General features: G+C 53.0%; 17 protein-coding genes. 9 read left to right on the top strand and 8 right to left on the bottom strand.

The genetic code is table 11. The features are described 5' to 3' along the window. The first annotated feature begins 379 nt into the window (after window positions 1-379). Together V5P19_RS15075 and mdtD are read left to right on the top strand one after the other, a co-directional pair. The gene (locus V5P19_RS15075) at window positions 380-1,087 is read left to right on the top strand and encodes a FadR/GntR family transcriptional regulator (protein ID WP_334404619.1); all 708 of its coding nucleotides are present in this window, start codon (window positions 380-382) and stop codon (window positions 1,085-1,087) included. Further along, window positions 1,084-2,517: a multidrug transporter subunit MdtD gene (gene mdtD / locus V5P19_RS15070; protein ID WP_334404617.1), complete on the top strand. Its 1,434-nt coding sequence runs from the start codon at window positions 1,084-1,086 to the stop codon at window positions 2,515-2,517. Before V5P19_RS15075 ends, mdtD begins: the two co-directional genes overlap by 4 nt. Here mdtD and rbsR read toward each other — a convergent pair. The 7 genes from rbsR to kup form a co-directional block, all read right to left on the bottom strand. Continuing rightward, the gene (rbsR, locus tag V5P19_RS15065; RefSeq protein ID WP_334404615.1) at window positions 2,483-3,475 is read right to left on the bottom strand and encodes a ribose operon transcriptional repressor RbsR; all 993 of its coding nucleotides are present in this window, start codon (window positions 3,473-3,475) and stop codon (window positions 2,483-2,485) included. The two genes, mdtD and rbsR, sit on opposite strands and share 35 nt — an antisense overlap. 3 nt (window positions 3,476-3,478) lie before the next feature. Next, a complete protein-coding gene (gene rbsK / locus V5P19_RS15060) occupies window positions 3,479-4,408 on the bottom strand; it encodes a ribokinase (protein WP_334404613.1) in 930 nt (309 codons plus the stop codon). A gap of 108 nt (window positions 4,409-4,516) precedes the next feature. After that, window positions 4,517-5,407, bottom strand: a complete 891-nt coding sequence (gene rbsB / locus V5P19_RS15055) for a ribose ABC transporter substrate-binding protein RbsB (RefSeq protein WP_010426610.1) — start codon at window positions 5,405-5,407, stop codon at window positions 4,517-4,519. 27 nt (window positions 5,408-5,434) lie between these two features. Beyond that, window positions 5,435-6,400: a ribose ABC transporter permease gene (gene rbsC / locus V5P19_RS15050; RefSeq protein ID WP_119936500.1), complete on the bottom strand. Its 966-nt coding sequence runs from the start codon at window positions 6,398-6,400 to the stop codon at window positions 5,435-5,437. A gap of 4 nt (window positions 6,401-6,404) precedes the next feature. Then, window positions 6,405-7,910 (bottom strand): ribose ABC transporter ATP-binding protein RbsA, encoded by a 1,506-nt coding sequence (gene rbsA / locus V5P19_RS15045; protein ID WP_334404636.1) that lies wholly within the window; start codon window positions 7,908-7,910, stop codon window positions 6,405-6,407. 7 nt (window positions 7,911-7,917) lie between these two features. Continuing rightward, window positions 7,918-8,337: a D-ribose pyranase gene (rbsD, locus tag V5P19_RS15040; protein ID WP_334404607.1), complete on the bottom strand. Its 420-nt coding sequence runs from the start codon at window positions 8,335-8,337 to the stop codon at window positions 7,918-7,920. 213 nt (window positions 8,338-8,550) lie between these two features. Further along, window positions 8,551-10,419: a low affinity potassium transporter Kup gene (gene kup / locus V5P19_RS15035; RefSeq protein ID WP_334404604.1), complete on the bottom strand. Its 1,869-nt coding sequence runs from the start codon at window positions 10,417-10,419 to the stop codon at window positions 8,551-8,553. A gap of 223 nt (window positions 10,420-10,642) precedes the next feature. On the opposite strand from kup, the gene ravA reads away from it, so the two are divergent. Both ravA and viaA read left to right on the top strand, forming a co-directional pair. Then, a complete protein-coding gene (gene ravA, locus V5P19_RS15030) occupies window positions 10,643-12,139 on the top strand; it encodes an ATPase RavA (RefSeq protein ID WP_334404602.1) in 1,497 nt (498 codons plus the stop codon). After that, a complete protein-coding gene (viaA, locus tag V5P19_RS15025; RefSeq protein WP_334404600.1) occupies window positions 12,133-13,584 on the top strand; it encodes an ATPase RavA stimulator ViaA in 1,452 nt (483 codons plus the stop codon). The genes ravA and viaA overlap by 7 nt, the downstream gene beginning before the upstream one ends. Here the strand turns inward: viaA and asnA are convergent, their stop codons facing one another. Beyond that, a complete protein-coding gene (gene asnA / locus V5P19_RS15020) occupies window positions 13,585-14,577 on the bottom strand; it encodes an aspartate--ammonia ligase (protein WP_334404598.1) in 993 nt (330 codons plus the stop codon). 151 nt (window positions 14,578-14,728) lie between these two features. Here asnA and asnC point away from each other — a divergent pair, with 151 nt between their 5' ends. From asnC to atpI, 5 genes are all read left to right on the top strand, one after another. Continuing rightward, the gene (gene asnC / locus V5P19_RS15015) at window positions 14,729-15,187 is read left to right on the top strand and encodes a transcriptional regulator AsnC (protein WP_023333916.1); all 459 of its coding nucleotides are present in this window, start codon (window positions 14,729-14,731) and stop codon (window positions 15,185-15,187) included. 90 nt (window positions 15,188-15,277) lie between these two features. Further along, window positions 15,278-15,727, top strand: coding sequence for an FMN-binding protein MioC (mioC, locus tag V5P19_RS15010; protein WP_334404596.1), 450 nt, complete (start codon window positions 15,278-15,280; stop codon window positions 15,725-15,727). A 374-nt stretch (window positions 15,728-16,101) separates the two neighbouring features. Continuing rightward, window positions 16,102-17,991, top strand: a complete 1,890-nt coding sequence (mnmG, locus tag V5P19_RS15005) for a tRNA uridine-5-carboxymethylaminomethyl(34) synthesis enzyme MnmG (protein WP_334404594.1) — start codon at window positions 16,102-16,104, stop codon at window positions 17,989-17,991. Window positions 17,992-18,097: 106 nt separating this feature from the next. Further along, a complete protein-coding gene (gene rsmG / locus V5P19_RS15000) occupies window positions 18,098-18,721 on the top strand; it encodes a 16S rRNA (guanine(527)-N(7))-methyltransferase RsmG (RefSeq protein WP_334404591.1) in 624 nt (207 codons plus the stop codon). A gap of 616 nt (window positions 18,722-19,337) precedes the next feature. Further along, window positions 19,338-19,718 carry a F0F1 ATP synthase subunit I gene (gene atpI, locus V5P19_RS14995; protein ID WP_334404589.1) on the top strand — a complete coding sequence of 127 codons (381 nt, stop codon included), beginning with the start codon at window positions 19,338-19,340 and terminating at the stop codon, window positions 19,716-19,718. Window positions 19,719-19,723 lie beyond the last annotated feature (5 nt).

The raw sequence follows: 19,723 nt of genomic DNA, 5'->3' as shown, positions 1-19,723 counted from the left end.
CTTTGAGTGCCCACACAGATTGTCTGATAAATTGTTAAAGAGCAGTGCAACGCGGCTTTCGCTCACCGTTGCGAGGTCCCGTATAATACGTTTTCCTCATTCAGAGTCAAGCGCTTATTTTCGCTTTTCTCTGTTGGCGTTCATCTCTGAACCCCGCTAACCCGGCGGCCTGTAAGCCGTTGTTCCGTGTCAGTGGAGGCGCATTATAGGGAGTTATTCCGAAGTGACAAGAGGAAATTTAAAAAAAGTTTCTGACCGTGTTTTTTTTCACCAGCAGAGATGAAATCAAGCTACAAATTGTTCTATTTGATGTATCTGCAACCACAATCACACCCGAGATGGCATACTTACCCGCATGAATGATTAAGGAATAAGAGCGATGCCCTTAAGTGCACAACAGCTGGCAGCACAAAAAAACCTTTCATATGTACTGGCAGAAAAGCTGGCTCAACTGATCTTAGCGGGTAAGTATGCGCCCGGCAGCATCCTGCCGGGTGAAATGGAGCTAGGCGAGCAGTTTGGGGTGAGTCGCACTGCCGTTCGCGAAGCGGTGAAAACATTAACGGCAAAAGGAATGGTGCTCCCACGTCCTCGTATTGGCACACGCGTTATGCCTCAGGCCAACTGGAACTTCCTCGATCAGGAACTCCTCTCCTGGTGGATGACCGACGATAACTTCCACCAGGTTGTCGATCACTTCCTGGTGATGCGCAGCAGTCTCGAGCCTCAGGCGTGCCTGCTTGCCGCCACGCTCGGTACCGCTGAACAAAAAGCACAGCTGAATACCTTAATGGAAGAGATGGTGTTCCTGAAAAAGCACTTCAACCGCGAACGCTGGGTTGAGGTAGATATGGCCTGGCATGAACACATATATGCAATGAGCACCAATCCGTTCCTGACGTCCTTTGCTTCTCTTTTCCATTCGGTGTATCACACTTACTTTACCTCTATTACACAAAATGAAGTGGTGAAGCTGGATCTGCATCAGGCAATTGTTGATGCCATTCAGGAGAGCGACGGGCAGCGAGCCCTGAGTGCGTGTCAGGCTTTGCTGGCCGCACCAACCCACCAGCAGGTAAATAAATGACAGAGAAAAAAGCGCGCAGCATGGCTGGATTGCCGTGGATTGCAGCTATGGCGTTTTTTATGCAGGCACTGGATGCCACCATCCTCAATACCGCGCTTCCGGCAATAGCGCAAAGCCTTAACCGTTCTCCGCTGGCGATGCAGTCCGCAATAATCAGCTATACCCTGACGGTTGCGATGCTTATTCCCGTTAGCGGCTGGCTTGCCGACCGTTTTGGTACCCGTAAAGTCTTTATGCTGGCGGTGACGCTCTTTACGCTCGGCTCGTTAGCCTGCGCTTTATCAACCTCTCTGACGGAACTGGTCATATTCCGCGTTCTTCAGGGGATTGGCGGGGCAATGATGATGCCCGTGGCGCGCCTTGCATTATTACGCGCTTACCCGCGCAGTGAACTGCTCCCTGTTCTCAACTTCGTCACCATGCCCGGGCTGGTCGGTCCTATACTGGGGCCCGTGCTCGGCGGGGTACTTGTAACATGGGCAAGCTGGCACTGGATCTTCCTGATTAACATTCCGATTGGCGTAGCCGGGCTGCTTTATGCACGTAAATATATGCCGAACTTCACCACGCCAAGGCGCAGCTTCGACATGGGGGGCTTTTTCCTGTTTGGCCTGAGCCTTGTGCTGTTTTCCAGCGGGATGGAGTTGTTCGGCGAGAAAATCGTGGCGACGTGGCTCGCGCTGTCCGTGATCCTCAGCGGTATTGTGCTGTTCCTTCTTTATATACGTCATGCTCGCCGTCATCCTACCCCCCTCATCTCGCTGTCCCTCTTTAACACCCGCACATTTTCAGTTGGGGTGGCGGGCAATATCGCTTCACGCTTGGGGACAGGCTGCGTACCCTTTTTAATGCCGCTCATGCTGCAGGTCGGGTTCGGCTACCCGGCGTTGATTGCTGGCTGCATGATGGCCCCCACCGCAATGGGCTCGATTCTAGCGAAGTCCACCGTCACGCAGGTCCTGCGCTGGTTTGGCTATCGTAAAACGCTGGTTGGTGTAACGGTATTTATCGGGCTGATGATTGCGCAATTCTCGCTGCAATCCGCCGCACTCCCGGTCTGGATGTTGATCCTGCCGCTGTTTGTGCTCGGAATGGCGATGTCGACACAGTTCACGTCAATGAACACCATCACCCTTGGGGATCTCACCGACGAGAACGCCAGTAGCGGTAACAGCGTGCTGGCAGTCACTCAACAGCTATCAATTAGTCTTGGGGTTGCCGTGAGCGCGGCGGTGCTGCGGTTTTATGAAGGTTTCGACGGCACAAATACCGTCGAGCAGTTCCACTATACCTTTATTACCATGGGCGCACTCACTGTGGTTTCGGCGCTGGTCTTTATGCTGTTGAAACCAAAAGATGGGCGTAACCTGATAAAAGAACGCCACAAGACGAAAGCTAAACCGAACCCCGTTCCATCAGAACAGGAGTAAGCTGCAGGCGTTGCTGCTGCAGGGCGGGTTCGGCCATACGGTGGATTAATACATCGATGGCCAGCTCGCCCAGTTCATCCTTGGGCTGATGAATAGTGGTAAGCGGTGGCGTCATATAGCGCGCCAGTTCGATATCATCATAGCCAATCACCGCCATATCGTCAGGAACACGAAGCCCTGCCTGATACAGCGCCTGATAGGCGCCAAATGCCATCGCATCGTTGCCGATAAAGACCGCCTGCGGACGCGGCTCCTGTGCCAGCAGTGTTTGCATCGCTTCGAAGCCGCCGTTAAATTCGAAATCGCCGGTAATACGGTACCCATCGGGAACAGAAAGCCCCGCACGCCTCATCGCAGAGAGATACCCTTCCAGACGCAGACGCGCGGGCGTTTTGTCCAGCGGACCGGTAATACAGGCAATGCGGGTATGGCCTTTATCAATCAGATGTTGAGTCGCCATATCACCGCCCAGCAGGGAGTTATCCTGAATCAGATCGCTGGTACCGTCGAACGGCGCCCAGTCCATCATTACCGTTGGGATAGAAGGATAGCGTTGGATAATCTCTTTTGACGGCTGGTGCGTTTCAGTACATAGCAGCAATAACCCATCCACGCGTTTTTGCATCAGCGTTTCCAGATTACGGTTCATGCGCTGCTCATCACCTTCGGTATTGCATAACACCAGGCTGTAGCCGCGCTCGAAGCAGCTGCGTTCTACGCCGCGCACCAGTTCGGAATAAAAGGGGTTGGTACTGGCCGTAATAAGCATGCCAATGGTACGCGTCTGATTTAGCTTCAGGCTACGGGCCAACGCTGACGGCGCATAGTTAAGCTCTTTAACTGCCGTTTCAACTTTTTCGCGGATCGCCTCGCTGACGAAGCGATCGTTATTAATGACGTGAGAGACCGTCGAAGTAGAAACGCCCGCCATGCGGGCGACATCTTTCATTGTAGCCAAGCGTTACCCCTGCTGACTGAGAAATGCATCGATCTCTTTACGCCACGGAACGGAAGGCTGAGCCCCTTTACGCGTTACCGCAATTGCTGCCGCGGCATGGGCAAAACGAATAGCCTCATCCATTTTCTTGCCTTCAAGCAATGCCGTTACCAGTGCACCGTTAAAGGTATCTCCCGCAGCAATAGTATCAATGGCTTTAACCTTAAAGCCCGGCACCCGACGACCTTCGCCGTTTAGGCTCGCCCATACGCCACGGCTGCCAAGGGTGATAATCACGGTGCCGATACCTTTTTCATGCAGCGCTTTTGCAGCACGAGAAGCATCGTCGTCATTTTCGACGCGAATACCCGTCAGCTTTTCGGCTTCCGTTTCGTTTGGTGTGATGATATCCACCAGCGCCAGCAGTTCGTCTGATAATACACGGGCAGGCGCAGGATTAAGTACGACAGTGGTATGATTTTCATGCGCAATTTTCGCGGCGGCCAGCACGCTTTCGACTGGCGATTCCAGCTGCATGAGCAGCGCTTGTGCATTCGCAATAATATCGTGCTGAGCTTCGACGCGTTCCGCCGTCAGCGCTGCATTCGCGCCCGCATGAATACCGATGACATTCTCACCTTCCGCATTGACGAAAATCAGCGCCACGCCGGTAGACTCACCCGCAACCACGCTTACCGGCGCAACATCAATGTTATCGCTGGCCAGCTGTTTGCGTACCCGCTCGCCGGTGTCGTCATCGCCCGTGCAGGCAATAAACGCGATATGCGCTCCGCTACGTCCAGCGGCAACGGCCTGGTTTGCCCCCTTACCGCCGAATGCCACCTGGTATTGATTGCCCGTGACGGTTTCGCCCGGTGTCGGGAACGTTTCAAGGTTAAGAATGTGATCGACATTAATACTGCCAAGGACGACGAGGTTGCCTGCGGTTTTCATGTATTGAGGTGTCCATCTGAGAGCGCCACCGGTGTTACCCGGTGGCGTATGCCACACTTTTCTTTATTTGGTGTCCCTCAGGCAGCCAGCGACTGCCTGATTCGCCTTTTACTGCTTGATGACCAGCTTCAGGTCAACTGGATATTTGGCCTGAACTTTTTCGCCCTTCAGCACTTTGTCGGCAGTTTCAACGCCAGTCGCGCCAATCTGCTCAGGCAGCTGAGCGATGGTCGCAGCCAGTTTGCCATCATTTACTGCTTTTTCACCATCTGGCGTGCCATCAAATCCGACAACCATCACATCAGATTTACCTGCAGTCTGCAGAGCACGCAGCGCACCCAGCGCCATTTCATCGTTCTGTGCGAATACCGCCTGCACATCAGGGTGCGCGGTCAGCAGGTTCTGCATCACGTTCAGACCTTTAGTGCGATCGAAGTCTGCCGGCTGGCTAGCCAGTACGTTAAATTTATGCGCAGCCACGGCCTGCTGGAAGCCTTCGCCACGTTCACGGGCAGCGGAAGTACCGGCAATCCCCTGCAGCTCGATAACTTTCGCGCCTTCACCTGCTTTCTTCGCAATATAGTCACCGGCAATTTTACCACCCAGCACGTTATCAGACGCAATGTGGCTCACAACTTCGCCTTTCGTTGCCTGACGGTCCAGGGTGATTACCGGGATTTTCGCCTGGTTTGCCATCTTAACGGCGTTACCAACCGCGTCAGAATCGGTTGGGTTGATCAATAGAATCTTGGTGCCACGAACGGTTAAGTCCTGAACGTTAGCCAATTCTTTCGCCGGGTTGTTCTGAGAATCCAGTACGACCAGGTTATAGCCCAGTTTGTCCGCTTCTTTCTGCGCGCCGTCCTTCAGGGAAACGAAGAACGGGTTATTCAGCGTTGAGACCACCAGCGCGATGGTGTCTTTTGCCATAGCGTTAGCACTTACGGTTGCGCTCAGCGCGACAGCAGAAACCAGGGTAGCCAGTTTTTTCATGTTCATATCTAAGATGTCCTGTAGTGTCGTCAGTTACTGTTTTTTGTTGTCTACCAGTACCGCCAGCAAAATCACCACTGCCTTAACGATCATCTGGTAATAGGAGGAAACACCCAATAAATTCAAACCATTATTCAGGAAACCGAGGATCAGTGCGCCGATCAATGTCCCAACAATGCGACCTTTACCGCCCGCAAGACTCGTACCACCCAGCACCACTGCCGCAATGGCGTCCAGCTCATATCCCGTCCCCGCCGTTGGCTGCGCAGAAGAGAGACGCGCCACTTCGATGATGCCCGCCAGAGACGCCAGCAGACCGCACAGGGAGTAAACGATAATTTTAACTTTATTAACGCTGATGCCAGACAGACGGGTTGCCGCTTCGTTGCCACCCAGCGCATAGATATAACGGCCCAGGCGGGTGTGATGCAGCATGTACCATGCCGCCAGGAAGACGATAGCCATAATCCAGACCGGCGTCGGAATACCCAGCGGGCGACCAATACCAAACCAGCCAAACAGATCGGCGTTATCCGTAAACCCGGTGTTAACAGGGCTACCGTTGGTGTAGACCATGGTCACACCGCGCAGCAGCAACATCATCACCAGCGTCGCGATAAACGCCTGCACGCGGCCTTTCGCCACAATCACACCGGTAACGGCACCAATCGCCGCGCCCGCTGCGAGTGCAGCTGCAACGGCCACCAGCGCGTTGACTTCAATTCCTACAATCGAAGCGGCAATCGCACCGGTGAGCGCCAGCAGGGAACCGACGGACAGATCGATACCCGAAGTCAAAATCACCAGCGTCATCCCGACCGCCATAATGGCGTTTACGGATGTTTGCTGAAGAATGTTGAACAGGTTATTTACGGTGAAAAAGTTCGGGCTCATGGTGGACACAATCGCGATAAGCACCAGCAGGGCAATCAGCGATTTTTGTTCCAGCAGCCATGCCTTGGTGAAATAACGGCGACCAGAAACAGCCTGGGTAGTCATCTTCTTACTCCTGATTCACGCGATTAAGCTTGCCCACAGCGGCAGCCATCAGAACTTCCTGGGTGGCCTGCTCGCGAGTGAATTCACCGCCGAGATGCCCTTCATGCATGACGATAATGCGATCGCTCATGCCTAATACTTCTGGCATCTCGGAAGAGACCAGAATGATACTCAGACCGTCGGCCTTGAACTGGTTAATCAGCTGATAGATCTCTTTCTTCGCGCCAACGTCCACGCCACGCGTTGGCTCATCAAGGATCAACACTTTCGGGCGCGTCATTAAGCCACGCGCAATCGCCACTTTCTGCTGATTACCACCGGACAACAGGCCAATTGCCTGCTCCATCGACGGCGTCTTGACGTTAAAGAGACGGATAAAATCGCTGACCGCCTGCTGTTCGTCCTTGTGTTTCAGGGTACCGCCGCTATGGCTAAAATAGCGCAGCGCAGTAAGCGACATGTTTTCTTTTACCGACATGCCGAGCACTAAGCCATCGCGCTTGCGGTCTTCGGAGATATAGACGATACCGTTCGCGAGGCCATCCTGCGGCGAGCGAGTCACTACTTCATGACCGTCGAGAGTGACATACCCGCTGGATCGCGGCAGCGCACCGTAAAGCACTTTCATCAGCTCGGTACGGCCTGCACCCATCAGGCCCGCCACGCCCAGGATCTCGCCCTGGCGCAGGGTAAAGGTCACGTCGTTCACGCCCGGACCGCAGAGGTTATCCACCTTCAGGCGGATCTCACCGGGTGCTTTATCCAGATGCGGATACTGATCTTCGAGCTTACGTCCCACCATCATTTCAATCAGCGAATCTTCGGTCAGCGTCGCCACTTCACGTTCGGCAATAAACTGTCCGTCGCGGAAGACGGTAACGTCGTCGCAGATTTCGAAGATCTCTTTCATGCGGTGGGAGATATAGACAATCCCGCGCCCCTGCGATTTCAACTCGCGGATAACGCGGAAAAGAGATTCGGTTTCGGTATCGGTCAGGGCGTCGGTCGGTTCATCCATAATGATGACCTTTGACTCAAAGCTCAGCACCTTCGCGATTTCCACCATCTGCTGATCGCCAATGGAGAGGTCACCGACCAGGCGATCGCTCTTAAAGCGCAGGTTCAGCTTAGCCAGCAGTTTGTCTGCTTCGGCATACATGGTTTTCCAGTCGATTTTGCCAAAACGGTTAACAAACTCACGGCCGAGGAAGATGTTCTCCGCAATCGTCAGCTGCGGGATGAGGTTCAGCTCCTGGTGGATGATACCGATACCCGCTTCCTGAGAAGATTTGGGGCCGTTGAATGTGGTCTCTTTACCCAACCACACCAGCGAACCGGCATCACGTTGATAGATCCCGGTCAGCACTTTCATCATGGTGGATTTGCCGGCACCGTTTTCGCCCACCAGCGCCATGACGCGTCCGGCATAGACGTTCAGTGCCGCACCGGAAAGGGCTTTTACGCCCGGGAACGACTTATCGATCCCTTTAAGTTGCAGTAATGCGTCCATGATGGCCTCAGAAAGTGACGCCAGCACAGAGAATGATATTCGCATACGGGGAACACTCCCCGCTGCGAATCACCGCCTGACTGTCTGCGGTTTGTTGTTTGAACTGTTCGTGCGTTGTGTAACGAATTTCTATGGTGTTTCCCTGGTGTTGTTGCAGTTGCTCAATGTGGCTGAGCAACGTTTCGTGGAGCTGCGGATTATGTTGTTTGATTTCCGTCGCGAGAATGGCCGCCTCAACCTGCATCTCAGCCGTCACCACTTCCAGTACCTGCATAAACGAAGGAACACCTTGCGTTAACGCCATGTCGATACGGGCTGTGCTGCGCGGAACCGGTAAGCCTGCATCGCAAACTACCAGCGTATCGGTATGCCCAAGACGGGAAATAACCGATGAGATTTCTGAGTTGAGATTCGTGCCTTTCTTCATTTTCTTGCTCCACTAGCGAAACGTTTCGCTGAAATCAGTTTAGTCTCAAGAGTGTTCAGAAAACCACCATGACGTAACAGATTTGTGATCGATGTCGAAACGTTTCGCTAAGTGAAATGCAGGGGAGGTAAATGCAAAACGGTAACCCTTGGGTTACCGTTTTTATGTTTGCGCCCTCTCTCTGTGGGAGAGGGCATCAGGCCGAATAGAGACTTAAATCTCGACCTGTGTTCCAAGCTCAATCACGCGGTTAGGTGGGATCTCAAACTGGTCAGGCGCACGCAGGGCGTTACGCTGCAGGATAAGATAAAGCTTGCCGCGCAGGCGCAGATACCATGGACGCTTGCCAATGATCAGCGACTCGTGGGACATAAAGAACGACGTCTCCATCATGCGGCAGCTCAGCCCTTCCAGACCGCAGCGGTGGAAGACCTCTTCCACGTTCGGCGTCTCGCGCCAGCCGTAGCTTGCCACCACGCGCCAGAATGTTGGCGACAGTTGTTCGATCTGCACGCGACGCACGTTATGGACATACGGCGCATCTTCGGTACGCAGCGTCAGCAGGATCACCCGCTCATGCAGCACCTTGTTGTGCTTGAGGTTATGCATTAGCGCGAACGGGATCACGTTCAATGCACGAGACATATACACCGCCGTGCCCGGCACGCGCACCGGCGGGGATTTCTCCAGCGAGGCAATCATGGCCTCCAGAGAGTTACCGTGCTCATGCATGCGGCGCAGCAAACGGAAACGCTCGCTTTTCCATGTGGTCATGACGATAAACATTACCAGACCCAGCGTTAACGGCAGCCAGCCGCCGGAGACAATCTTGTCGAGGTTCGCCGAGAACAGCGGCACGTCGATACACAGGAAGCCCACCAGGATCATCCCTACGAGGAATTTATTCCAGTGCCAGTTACGGTACGCCACGGTGGTGGAGAGAATCGACGTCAGCACCATCGTACCGGTCACGGCGATACCGTATGCCGCTGCCAGGTTGCTGGAGTGTTCAAAGCTGACGATAACAATGACAACCGCAAAATAGAGCAGCCAGTTAATGAACGGAATGTAAATCTGGCCTGACTCCATTTCTGACGTATGGATGATGCGCATGGGAGAGAGATAGCCCAAGCGCACGGCCTGACGCGTCAACGAGAACACCCCCGAAATCACCGCCTGAGAAGCAATTACCGTCGCCAGGGTCGCGAGGATCAGCATAGGCACCAGCGCCCAGTCCGGGGCTAGCAGAAAGAACGGGTTCTTAATGGCCTCAGGGTGTTTAAGCAGCAGCGCCCCCTGGCCGAAGTAGTTCAGCACCAGTGACGGCAATACGACGGTAAACCATGCCACGCGAATAGGCAGCTTCCCGAAGTGACCCATGTCAGCATACAGCGCTTCAACACCGGTAATAGAGAGCACTACCGCGCCCAGCGCCACGAAGGACACCACTTTATATTCAAGGAAGAAATGTATAGCCCAGTACGGGTTCAGCGCGTGCAGCACGTCCGGGTTAGCAATAATGCTGCGTAAACCCAGCGCCGCAAGGATCAGGAACCAGGCCAGCATAATCGGCGCGAACAGTTTCCCCACCAGCCCGGTACCGTGTTTCTGGATAACGAACAGCAGCGTGAGCACAATGATGGCTAGCGGGACCACCCACGCATCGAGCTGCGGCGCGATAATCTCAAGCCCTTCTATCGCCGAGAGCACCGAAATGGCCGGTGTGATAACCACCTCTCCGTAGAAGAAGCTCCCGCCAATCAGACCGATGATCACCAATACCGACGTCATTCTGGCGGACGTGTTGCGTCCTGCAAGCGACATTAGGGTCAGAATACCGCCTTCACCTGCGTTATCAGCACGCATAACGAAGGAGAGATATTTTACAGAAACTACCAGGATCAGCAGCCAGAAGATGAGAGACAGGAAGCCAAAAACAGCGTCACGTTCAACACCAAAACCAAACTGGCCGGACAGACATTCACGAAGCGTATAAAGCGGGCTGGTGCCAATATCACCGTAGACAACCCCGATCGCCGCAAGCGTTATAGCGGGTAATGATTGCTTATTATCAGTGCTCATAGACTAGTCTTTTCGTTTAAATAACAAATGTGTGCTTAGTCCCTTGGCCCACAAAAAGGCGCACAGTATGCACGATTCACTGCAAAATCGTACCCCTAAATGCAACCGCATTAATGTAGCGCAAAGAAAATTGCGCCGCACTTCAGTCTATTACCAGCCCTGACTGAAACGTCTATACTCGCTTCAATTGGCCGCCACGACGGCGAAAGGATGCAAAACTATTATGGCTCACTCACATTTATTAGCAGAAAGAATTTCCCGCCTCAGCAGCGCGCTGGAAAAAGGCCTTTTCGAGCGTAGCCACGCTATTCGTCTCTGTTTGCTGGCGGCGTTAAGTGGCGAAAGCGTATTTCTGCTCGGCCCCCCAGGCATTGCAAAAAGCCTGATTGCCCGCAGGCTGAAGTTTGCCTTCCAGAATGCACGCGCCTTTGAATACCTAATGACCCGCTTCTCCACGCCGGAAGAGGTTTTCGGTCCGCTTTCTATTCAGGCATTGAAAGATGAGGGTCGCTATCAGCGTCTGACAGAAGGTTATCTGCCGGAAGCAGAGATTGTTTTCCTCGATGAGATCTGGAAAGCCGGTCCGGCCATTCTGAACACCCTGCTCACGGCAATTAACGAACGTCGGTTTCGTAATGGTGCAAGCGAAGAGAAAATCCCGATGCGCCTGCTGGTGGCCGCATCAAACGAACTGCCAGAATCCGACAGCAGCCTGGAAGCATTGTATGACCGTATGCTCATCCGCCTGTGGCTTGATAAAGTACAGGATAAATCGAACTTCCGCTCTATGCTGGTGAGCCAGCAGGATGAGAATGAAAACCCGGTGCCCGCTTCACTGCAGGTCACGGATGAAGAGTATCAACAGTGGCAATTAGATATTGGCAATATAAAATTGCCAGACGCGGTCTTTGAGCTGATCTTCATGCTGCGCCAGCAGCTTGATTTACTGCCTTCAGCGCCATACGTCTCTGACCGTCGCTGGAAAAAAGCGATCCGTCTGTTGCAGGCGAGCGCCTTATTCAGCGGGCGTGACGCCATTGCACCTATCGATCTCATCCTGTTGAAAGACTGCCTTTGGCATGATGCAGAAGGCATGAATTTGATGCAGCAGCAGCTTGAAATATTGATGACCGGGCACGCCTGGAACCAGCAGTCGATGCTCAATAAACTGGGCGCAATAGCCCAGCGGCGCATCCAGCTTCAGCAGCAGCAGAGCGATAAAACAGCGCTCAAAGTGAACCGTCTGGGTGGTATGTTTTCCCGTAAACCGCACTATGAACTGCCTGCTGAACTGACCAGCGCAACGCTGACGCTGTTGCTCCAGCAGCCGCTCAAACTTCATGACATGCAGGTGGTCCATATTACGATTGAACGCGAAGCGCTGGCGCTATGGCTCGATAAGAGCGGCGAGATCCGCGGCAAGCTCAACGGTATCGGTTTTGCACAGCCGCTCACCATGGAAGTGGACAGCAGCCAGCATCTGGTGCTCCGCGACGTAAGCCTGCAGGGATCGCGTCTTGCGCTGCCCGGAACCGCTTCGGATAGCGTGCCGGAAGAGATTAAGCAACAGCTGGAAGCGCTGGATACCGAATGGCACCAGCAGCACACGCGCTTTAGCGAACAGCAAAAATGCCTCTTTATTCATAGCGACTGGTTAGGTCGCATCGAAGCCAGCCTGCAGGATGTGAGCACGCAGATCAAACAGGCACGTCAATGCTAACGCTGGACACGCTCAACGTCATGCTGGCGGTGAGTGAAGAAGGGTTGATCGAAGAGGTTGTGATTACCCTTCTTGCATCACCACAGCTGGCGGCATTTTTTGAAAAATTCCCCAAGCTCAAAAAAGCGATGACCGACGATCTGCCGCGCTGGCGGGATAACATGCGAAAACGCTTCAAAGAAACGGAAGTCCCACCGGAGCTGACGGAAGAGGTCGCCTGTTATCAGCAGTGTCAGCGGCTTTCAGCACCCCAGTTTATCGTCCAGCTACCGCAAACCCTGTCGCTACTCGATAAGGTTCACTCCCCGTTTGCCAGCCAGGCCAGAGCGCTTGCCACGGATAACGCCATTTTTACTCCGGCGCTACATACCCTGTTCTTACAGCGCTGGCGGCTCAGTCTGGTTGTTCAGGCCACAACGCTCAATCAGCAGCTGCTGGAAGAAGAGCGCGAACAGTTGCTCAGTGAAGTTCAGGAACGTATGACGTTGAGCGGCCAGCTGGAGCAGGTGCTGGTGGAAAATGAAAACGCCGCCGGACGACTCTGGGATATGAGCGCCGGGCAGTTACGGCGCGGCGATTACCAGCTGATCGTCAAATATGGAGACTTTCTGGCACAGCAGCCGGAACTTATGAAGCTTGCGGAACAGCTTGGCCGCTCGCGGGAGGCTAAATCCGTCCCAAAGAAAGATGCGCCGATGGAAACCTTCCGCACTCTGGTGCGTGAACCGGCAACCGTGCCCGAACAGGTCGATGGACTCCAGCAAAGTGATGACATTTTGCGCCTGTTACCGACCGAACTTAGCACGCTGGGGATGACCGAGCTGGAATATGAATTTTACCGTCGGCTAGTGGAGAAGCAGCTTCTCACCTACCGGCTGCAGGGCGAATCCTGGCGTGAAAAACTCAGCCAGCGTCCCGTCATCCATCAGGATTTTGATGAACAGCCGCGCGGGCCCTTTATTGTGTGCGTAGATACGTCCGGTTCGATGGGCGGTTTTAACGAGCAGTGTGCAAAAGCGTTCTGCCTTGCCCTGATGCGCGTGGCGCTCGCCGATCGACGCCGCTGCTTTATCATGCTCTTTTCTAGCGAAGTGGTGGGCTATGAACTGACAAACCAGCAGGGTATCGAACAGGCGATCCGCTTTTTAAGCCAGCGCTTTCGCGGCGGTACCGATCTGGCCAGCTGTTTTCGCAGCATAGTTGAGCGCATGCAGGGCGGTGACTGGTACGACGCTGACGCGGTGGTGATTTCAGATTTTATCGCCCAGCGGCTGCCGGATGATGTGGTGAATAAAGTGAAGGAGTTGCAGCGGGTGCATCAGCACCGCTTCCATGCCGTTGCGATGTCAGCACATGGAAAACCCGGCATCATGCGCATTTTCGATCATATCTGGCGCTTTGATACCGGGTTACGCAGCCGCCTGCTCAGACGCTGGCGGCGTTAATTAAAGCAGGGAACTGACGCTTTCACGTACCTGCTGTGGCCAGACACCGCACTGCACCTGACCGATATGCGAAAGCTGTAGCAGCAGCATTGTCAGGCGGGACTGACCAATCCCCCCACCGATAGTCTGCGGCATTTCACCGCGCAGCAGCGCCTGATGCCACTCAAGCTGCAGACGATCTTCATCGCCGGTCACCGCCAACTGGCGTTTCAGCGCATCAGCATCCACGCGGATCCCCATGGAAGAAAGCTCAAATGCATCTTCCAGAATCGGGTTCCAGACCAGAATATCACCGTTCAGACCGGCCAATTCACCTTCGCCCGTCGTGCTCCAGTCATCATAATCCGGTGCTCGTACGTCGTGCCGCTTGCCATCAGACAGCTTGCCGCCGATCCCAATAAGGAAAACAGCGCCCAACTCTTTAGCGATCGCACGCTCACGGCCTTTGGCATCCAGATCCGGGAAACGGCTCAGCAGTTCCTGGCTGTGAACAAAGTGGATCGATTCCGGCAGGAACGGTGTCAGACCAAACTCTTTGCTTACAGCCGCTTCGGTGGCTTTGATGCCTGCATAGATCGCCTCTACGGTCGCTTTCAACGTACCAACATGACGCTCGCCATCCCCCATTACGCGCTCCCAGTCCCACTGGTCAACATACACAGAGTGAATGGCAGTAAGGCGGTCTTCATCGGGGCGAAGGGCTTTCATGTGCGTGTACAGCCCTTCGCCCGCGCTGAAGTCGTGTTGTCCCAGCGTTTGACGCTTCCACTTCGCCAGGGAATGAACCACTTCGAACTGTGCGTCTGGCAGCGTTTTCACTTTCACCTGTACCGCTTTTTCGCATCCGGACAAGTTATCCTGCGTCCCGTCGCCCACGCGGCTAAGAATGGGAGCCTGGACTTCAACCAGACCAAGATTATCTTCCAGCTGGCGGGAAAAATGGGATTTAACGAAACTGATCTGGCGTTGTTTTGCGATGTAAGCGGTTTTCATTATTTAAACTCCTGCGTCCTGTTGGTAATGATTAAGCAACAGAAACGGCACTACATTCAATAATCAAACAACAAAAAGGCGACTTCACTTTTGATTCAATAAATTATGACGCTAGAATAGAAAGATTCATTAATCTTCATAAGAAAAAGCTATGGAAAATTATCAGATCGATAATCTGGACCGCGGCATCCTGGAGGCCTTAATGGCCAATGCACGCACCGCCTACGCCGAACTGGCGAAACAGTTTGGCGTCAGCCCGGGTACCATTCACGTTCGGGTAGAGAAAATGAAGCAGGCCGGAATCATTACCGGCGCGCGTATTGACGTCAGCCCTAAACACCTGGGTTATGATGTTTGCTGCTTCATTGGCATTATTCTTAAAAGCGCCAAAGATTATCCCTCTGCCCTGGCGAAACTGAACGCACTCGATGAAGTTACGGAGGCGTACTACACCACCGGGCACTACAGCATCTTCATCAAAGTCATGTGTCGATCGATTGACGCCCTCCAGCAGGTACTTATCAACAAGATCCAAACAATCGATGAAATTCAGTCCACCGAGACGTTGATCTCCCTGCAAAACCCGATCATGCGTACCATCCGACCATGATCGGGCAATTTCATTCCCACATTTTCCACAGGTAGATCCCAGCTCGTTCACAGCGTACAATGTCCGCCTCTTTATCTGAGCGAGCGATCAATGGCGGACATTACTCTTATCAGTGGCAGCACCCTGGGCGGCGCGGAATACGTGGCAGAACACCTGGCCGAGAAGCTGGAAGATGCGGGCTTTTCCACCCAAACTCTGCACGGGCCGTTGCTTGAAGATCTCCCGACTGATGGGGTCTGGCTGCTGATTACCTCCACGCACGGCGCGGGCGATCTTCCGGATAATCTGCAACCTTTATATGACGAACTGCTGGAACAACAGCCTGACCTGTCAAACGTCCGTTTTGGCGCGGTGGGTATCGGCAGCCGTGAATATGACACCTTCTGCGGTGCGATCGAGAAAGTCGAAGCCGCTGTCACAACCTGTGGTGCCAAAAAAGTGGGTGAAACGCTGAAGATCAACATCCTCGATCATGATATTCCGGAGGATCCGGCCGAGATCTGGCTGGATGAATGGAAAAATTTACTCAAAAACGATTAAAGATCGTGCAAACAGATGTGGATAACTCTGGTTAAAAGCTCGTATTAACCCGTAGTTATCCAACGAATAACTCTGTAGCCATTTCTGGCCTGTGTATAAAGTGCCATTTTGATCCCAGCTTATACTGGCCAGGATCACCGATCACTCACAGCAAACGATCCTTTCTAACTGCATGATCTTATTTACGAGATCGGGCTTATCCACAGAAGTCCTCGATCCTAATAAGAGATCACAATAGAACAGATCTCTAAATAAAAAGATCTTCTTTTTAATAGCCCAGGATCCCAATGCTTTCTCGAAAGACTAAAGTTGAGTAGAATCCACGGCCCGGGCTTCAATCCATTTTCATACCGCTTTACGCGAGGCAGACCACCATGTTTTATCAGGATCCTTTTGACGTCATCATCATTGGCGGGGGTCATGCAGGCACTGAGGCCGCAATGGCCGCAGCGCGAATGGGTCAGCAGACCCTGCTTTTGACACACAATATCGACACGCTGGGACAAATGTCTTGTAATCCGGCGATTGGCGGCATTGGGAAAGGACACCTGGTAAAAGAAGTGGATGCACTTGGCGGCCTGATGGCGAAAGCGATCGATCGGGCGGGTATTCAGTTTAGGATACTAAACGCCAGCAAAGGCCCCGCAGTCCGTGCGACGCGAGCTCAGGCAGACCGCGTGCTTTACCGTCAGGCCATACGTACCGCGCTGGAGAACCAGCCAAACCTGATGATCTTCCAGCAGGCGGTAGAAGATCTTATCGTTGAGAACGATCGTGTTGTTGGCGCAGTGACCCAGATGGGACTTAAGTTCCGTGCGAAAGCGGTCGTGCTGACCGTCGGGACATTCCTGGACGGTAAAATTCATATCGGTTTGGATAACTACAGCGGTGGCCGTGCTGGCGATCCGCCGTCGATCCCCCTTTCTCGCCGTCTGCGTGAACTGCCGCTGCGCGTCAGCCGTCTGAAAACCGGTACACCGCCGCGTATCGATGCGCGCACCATTGATTTCAGCGTGCTGGCACAACAGCATGGTGATAACCCGATGCCGGTGTTCTCGTTCATGGGCAATGCGGCTCAACATCCGCAGCAGGTGCCGTGCTACATCACGTATACCAACGAAAAAACCCACGACGTGATCCGCAATAACCTCGATCGCAGCCCAATGTACGCTGGCGTGATCGAAGGGATCGGCCCGCGTTACTGCCCGTCGATCGAAGACAAAGTGATGCGCTTTGCCGATCGTAACCAGCACCAGATCTTCCTGGAGCCAGAAGGACTGACGTCCAACGAAATTTATCCGAACGGTATCTCCACCAGCCTGCCGTTTGATGTGCAGATGCAAATTGTTCGCTCAATGCAGGGTATGGAGAACGCGAAAATTGTTCGTCCAGGCTACGCTATTGAGTACGATTTCTTCGATCCGCGTGACCTGAAGCCAACCCTGGAAAGCAAGTTTATTCAGGGCCTGTTCTTCGCAGGCCAAATTAACGGCACCACCGGTTACGAAGAAGCGGCCGCTCAGGGTCTGCTTGCGGGCCTGAACGCCGCGCGCTTCTCCGCTGAAAAAGAGGGCTGGGCACCCGGCCGTTCACAGGCGTATCTGGGCGTGCTGGTTGACGATCTCTGTACTCTGGGTACCAAAGAACCGTACCGCATGTTTACCTCACGTGCGGAATATCGCCTGATGCTGCGCGAAGACAACGCCGATCTGCGTCTGACCGAAATGGGTCGTGAGCTGGGTCTGGTGGATGACGAACGATGGGCGCGCTTCAACCAGAAGCTGGAACGCATCGAGCAGGAACGTCAGCGTCTGAAAACGACCTGGGTTAACCCGCAGGCGGAATCCGCTGCCGAAGTGAACGCTCACTTAACTGCGCCGCTCTCTCGCGAAGCCAGTGGCGAAGATTTGCTGCGCCGTCCTGAAGTGACCTATGAGAACCTGGTGAAACTCACCCCGTTCGCTCCAGGCCTTGCTGATACTGAAGCGGCTGAACAGGTCGAAATTCAGGTGAAATACGAAGGCTATATCGCGCGTCAGCAGGATGAGATCGAAAAACAGCAGCGCAACGAAAACACGCTGCTGCCAGAGATGCTGGACTATCGTCAGGTGACAGGGCTTTCCAACGAAGTGATCGCCAAACTGAACGATCATAAACCGGTGTCAATCGGCCAGGCATCCCGTATCTCTGGCGTCACGCCGGCGGCGATTTCGATTCTGCTGGTGTGGCTGAAAAAGCAAGGTATGCTGCGCCGCAGCGCGTAACATTTGAAAATCGCCCGGTGGCGCTGCGCTTACCGGGCATACAGAACTCCGTAGGGCGGGCTAGCCAAGCGCCACCCGCCGTTAAGCATCTCAACAGGTATCCTCCGTGCTCAATAAACTTTCTCGTCTGCTGGATGAAGCAGGCATTTCGCTCACCGATCATCAGAAAAATCAGCTGGTGGCTTATGTCGATATGCTGAACAAATGGAACAAAGCGTACAACCTGACCTCCGTACGCGATCCCAACGAGATGTTGATTCGCCATATTCTCGATAGCATTGTTGTTGCGCCTTATCTGACTGGAACACGTTTTATCGACGTTGGTACGGGACCGGGTCTGCCGGGTATCCCGCTGTCTATTGTCCGCCCTGAGAGTCACTTCACCCTACTGGATAGCCTTGGCAAGCGTGTACGTTTCTTACGTCAGGTACAGCATGAACTGAAACTTGAGAACATCACGCCTGTGCAGAGCAGGGTAGAGGCGTTTCCGGCCGAGCCGCCGTTTGATGGGGTCATCAGTCGCGCATTTGCCTCGCTCAATGACATGGTGAGCTGGTGCAAGCATTTGCCTGCAGAAAAGGGGCGTTTCTATGCACTGAAAGGACTTGTTCCTGCAGACGAAATTGAACAGTTGCCGGACGGTTTTGCGGTTGAATCCATCGAGAAATTATGGGTTCCTCATCTCGACGGTGAGCGCCATTTGGTGATTCTTAAGCCAAACAATTTTTAAAAATTAAATAAATAATGGGGAATTTGTGCTGTTCTTATTGTGTTAAAAAGCAGCGCTTATCCGGGCATTTTTCCGAAGTATATTTAACCTTGTTGTTACCATGGGTTTTCTTACAGTTAACGTTATGAGTATTGTTTACTCTGAAGATAGTCAACTCTGAAAATATCAGTCTGCTAAAAGTAGAAAGTGGCAACAAGAATGTAATGTTAAATATTTATTAAGAATGTCAATAAAAGGTTTTTGTTGTATACAGGGTTGTTTTGAAAATAGTTACGGTATTTTATCTTTAATTTCAAAAAGATGACGTTGAGCGATTTACGTCTTTGATAAATACAACCTTATCGTAAATGTGTATTTTGTGATCTCGTGCACGCTTTGTAGTCAACGTTTTCGCGCTGTTTGCAGTTTTGTCCGAAGGTCGATGCTTTCGTCAAAAGTTAAAAAATAGCGGCGGGGAAAAATATTTAAACATTTATTCACCTTTTCGCTACTTAATGTTTGAAATCACGGGTGCGCACCGTATAATTTGACCGCTTTTTGATGCTTGACTCTGAGCCCTAAAGGACGTTTTATACGACACGCGACATACCTCGAAGGGAGCAGGAGTAAAAACGTGATGTCTGTGTCGCTCTTGAGTCGAAACGTTGCTCGTAAGCTTCTGTTCATTCAGTTTCTGGCTGTGATAGCAAGTGGACTGCTGTTTAGCCTCAAAGACCCCTTCTGGGGCATCTCCGCCGTGTGCGGGGGTTTGGCGGTGGTTCTGCCAAACATGTTGTTTATGATTTTTGCCTGGCGTCATCAGGCGCATACACCCGCCAAAGGCCGCGTGGCCTGGTCCTTCGCTCTCGGCGAAGTGTGTAAGGTGTTGCTGACCTTTGCTCTACTGGTGATGGCGCTGGCGGTTTTGAAAGTGGTATTCATGCCGCTGATAGTTACGTGGGTTTTGGTGCTGGTGGTACAAGTTCTGGCTCCAGCTGTAATCAATAACAAAGGGTAAAAGGC

Source organism: Enterobacter sp. UNJFSC 003 (genome assembly GCF_036903355.1).
In the GTDB taxonomy this organism is placed as follows: domain Bacteria; phylum Pseudomonadota; class Gammaproteobacteria; order Enterobacterales; family Enterobacteriaceae; genus Enterobacter.
This window is presented reverse-complemented; position numbering and strand designations above follow the sequence as displayed.

Excerpts from the sequence above, each read along its gene's own strand:
- mnmG (WP_334404594.1), top strand. The coding sequence starts at position 16,102 with ATGTTTTATCAGGATCCTTTTGACGTCATCATCATTGGCGGGGGTCAT.
- V5P19_RS15075 (WP_334404619.1), top strand. The coding sequence starts at position 380 with ATGCCCTTAAGTGCACAACAGCTGGCAGCACAAAAAAACCTTTCATAT.
- kup (WP_334404604.1), bottom strand. The coding sequence starts at position 10,419 with ATGAGCACTGATAATAAGCAATCATTACCCGCTATAACGCTTGCGGCG.
- asnC (WP_023333916.1), top strand. The coding sequence starts at position 14,729 with ATGGAAAATTATCAGATCGATAATCTGGACCGCGGCATCCTGGAGGCC.
- rbsC (WP_119936500.1), bottom strand. The coding sequence starts at position 6,400 with ATGACTACCCAGGCTGTTTCTGGTCGCCGTTATTTCACCAAGGCATGG.
- mdtD (WP_334404617.1), top strand. The coding sequence starts at position 1,084 with ATGACAGAGAAAAAAGCGCGCAGCATGGCTGGATTGCCGTGGATTGCA.
- rbsB (WP_010426610.1), bottom strand. The coding sequence starts at position 5,407 with ATGAACATGAAAAAACTGGCTACCCTGGTTTCTGCTGTCGCGCTGAGC.
- atpI (WP_334404589.1), top strand. The coding sequence starts at position 19,338 with ATGTCTGTGTCGCTCTTGAGTCGAAACGTTGCTCGTAAGCTTCTGTTC.
- asnA (WP_334404598.1), bottom strand. The coding sequence starts at position 14,577 with ATGAAAACCGCTTACATCGCAAAACAACGCCAGATCAGTTTCGTTAAA.
- rbsK (WP_334404613.1), bottom strand. The coding sequence starts at position 4,408 with ATGAAAACCGCAGGCAACCTCGTCGTCCTTGGCAGTATTAATGTCGAT.
- rbsA (WP_334404636.1), bottom strand. The coding sequence starts at position 7,910 with ATGGACGCATTACTGCAACTTAAAGGGATCGATAAGTCGTTCCCGGGC.
- viaA (WP_334404600.1), top strand. The coding sequence starts at position 12,133 with ATGCTAACGCTGGACACGCTCAACGTCATGCTGGCGGTGAGTGAAGAA.
- mioC (WP_334404596.1), top strand. The coding sequence starts at position 15,278 with ATGGCGGACATTACTCTTATCAGTGGCAGCACCCTGGGCGGCGCGGAA.
- ravA (WP_334404602.1), top strand. The coding sequence starts at position 10,643 with ATGGCTCACTCACATTTATTAGCAGAAAGAATTTCCCGCCTCAGCAGC.
- rbsD (WP_334404607.1), bottom strand. The coding sequence starts at position 8,337 with ATGAAGAAAGGCACGAATCTCAACTCAGAAATCTCATCGGTTATTTCC.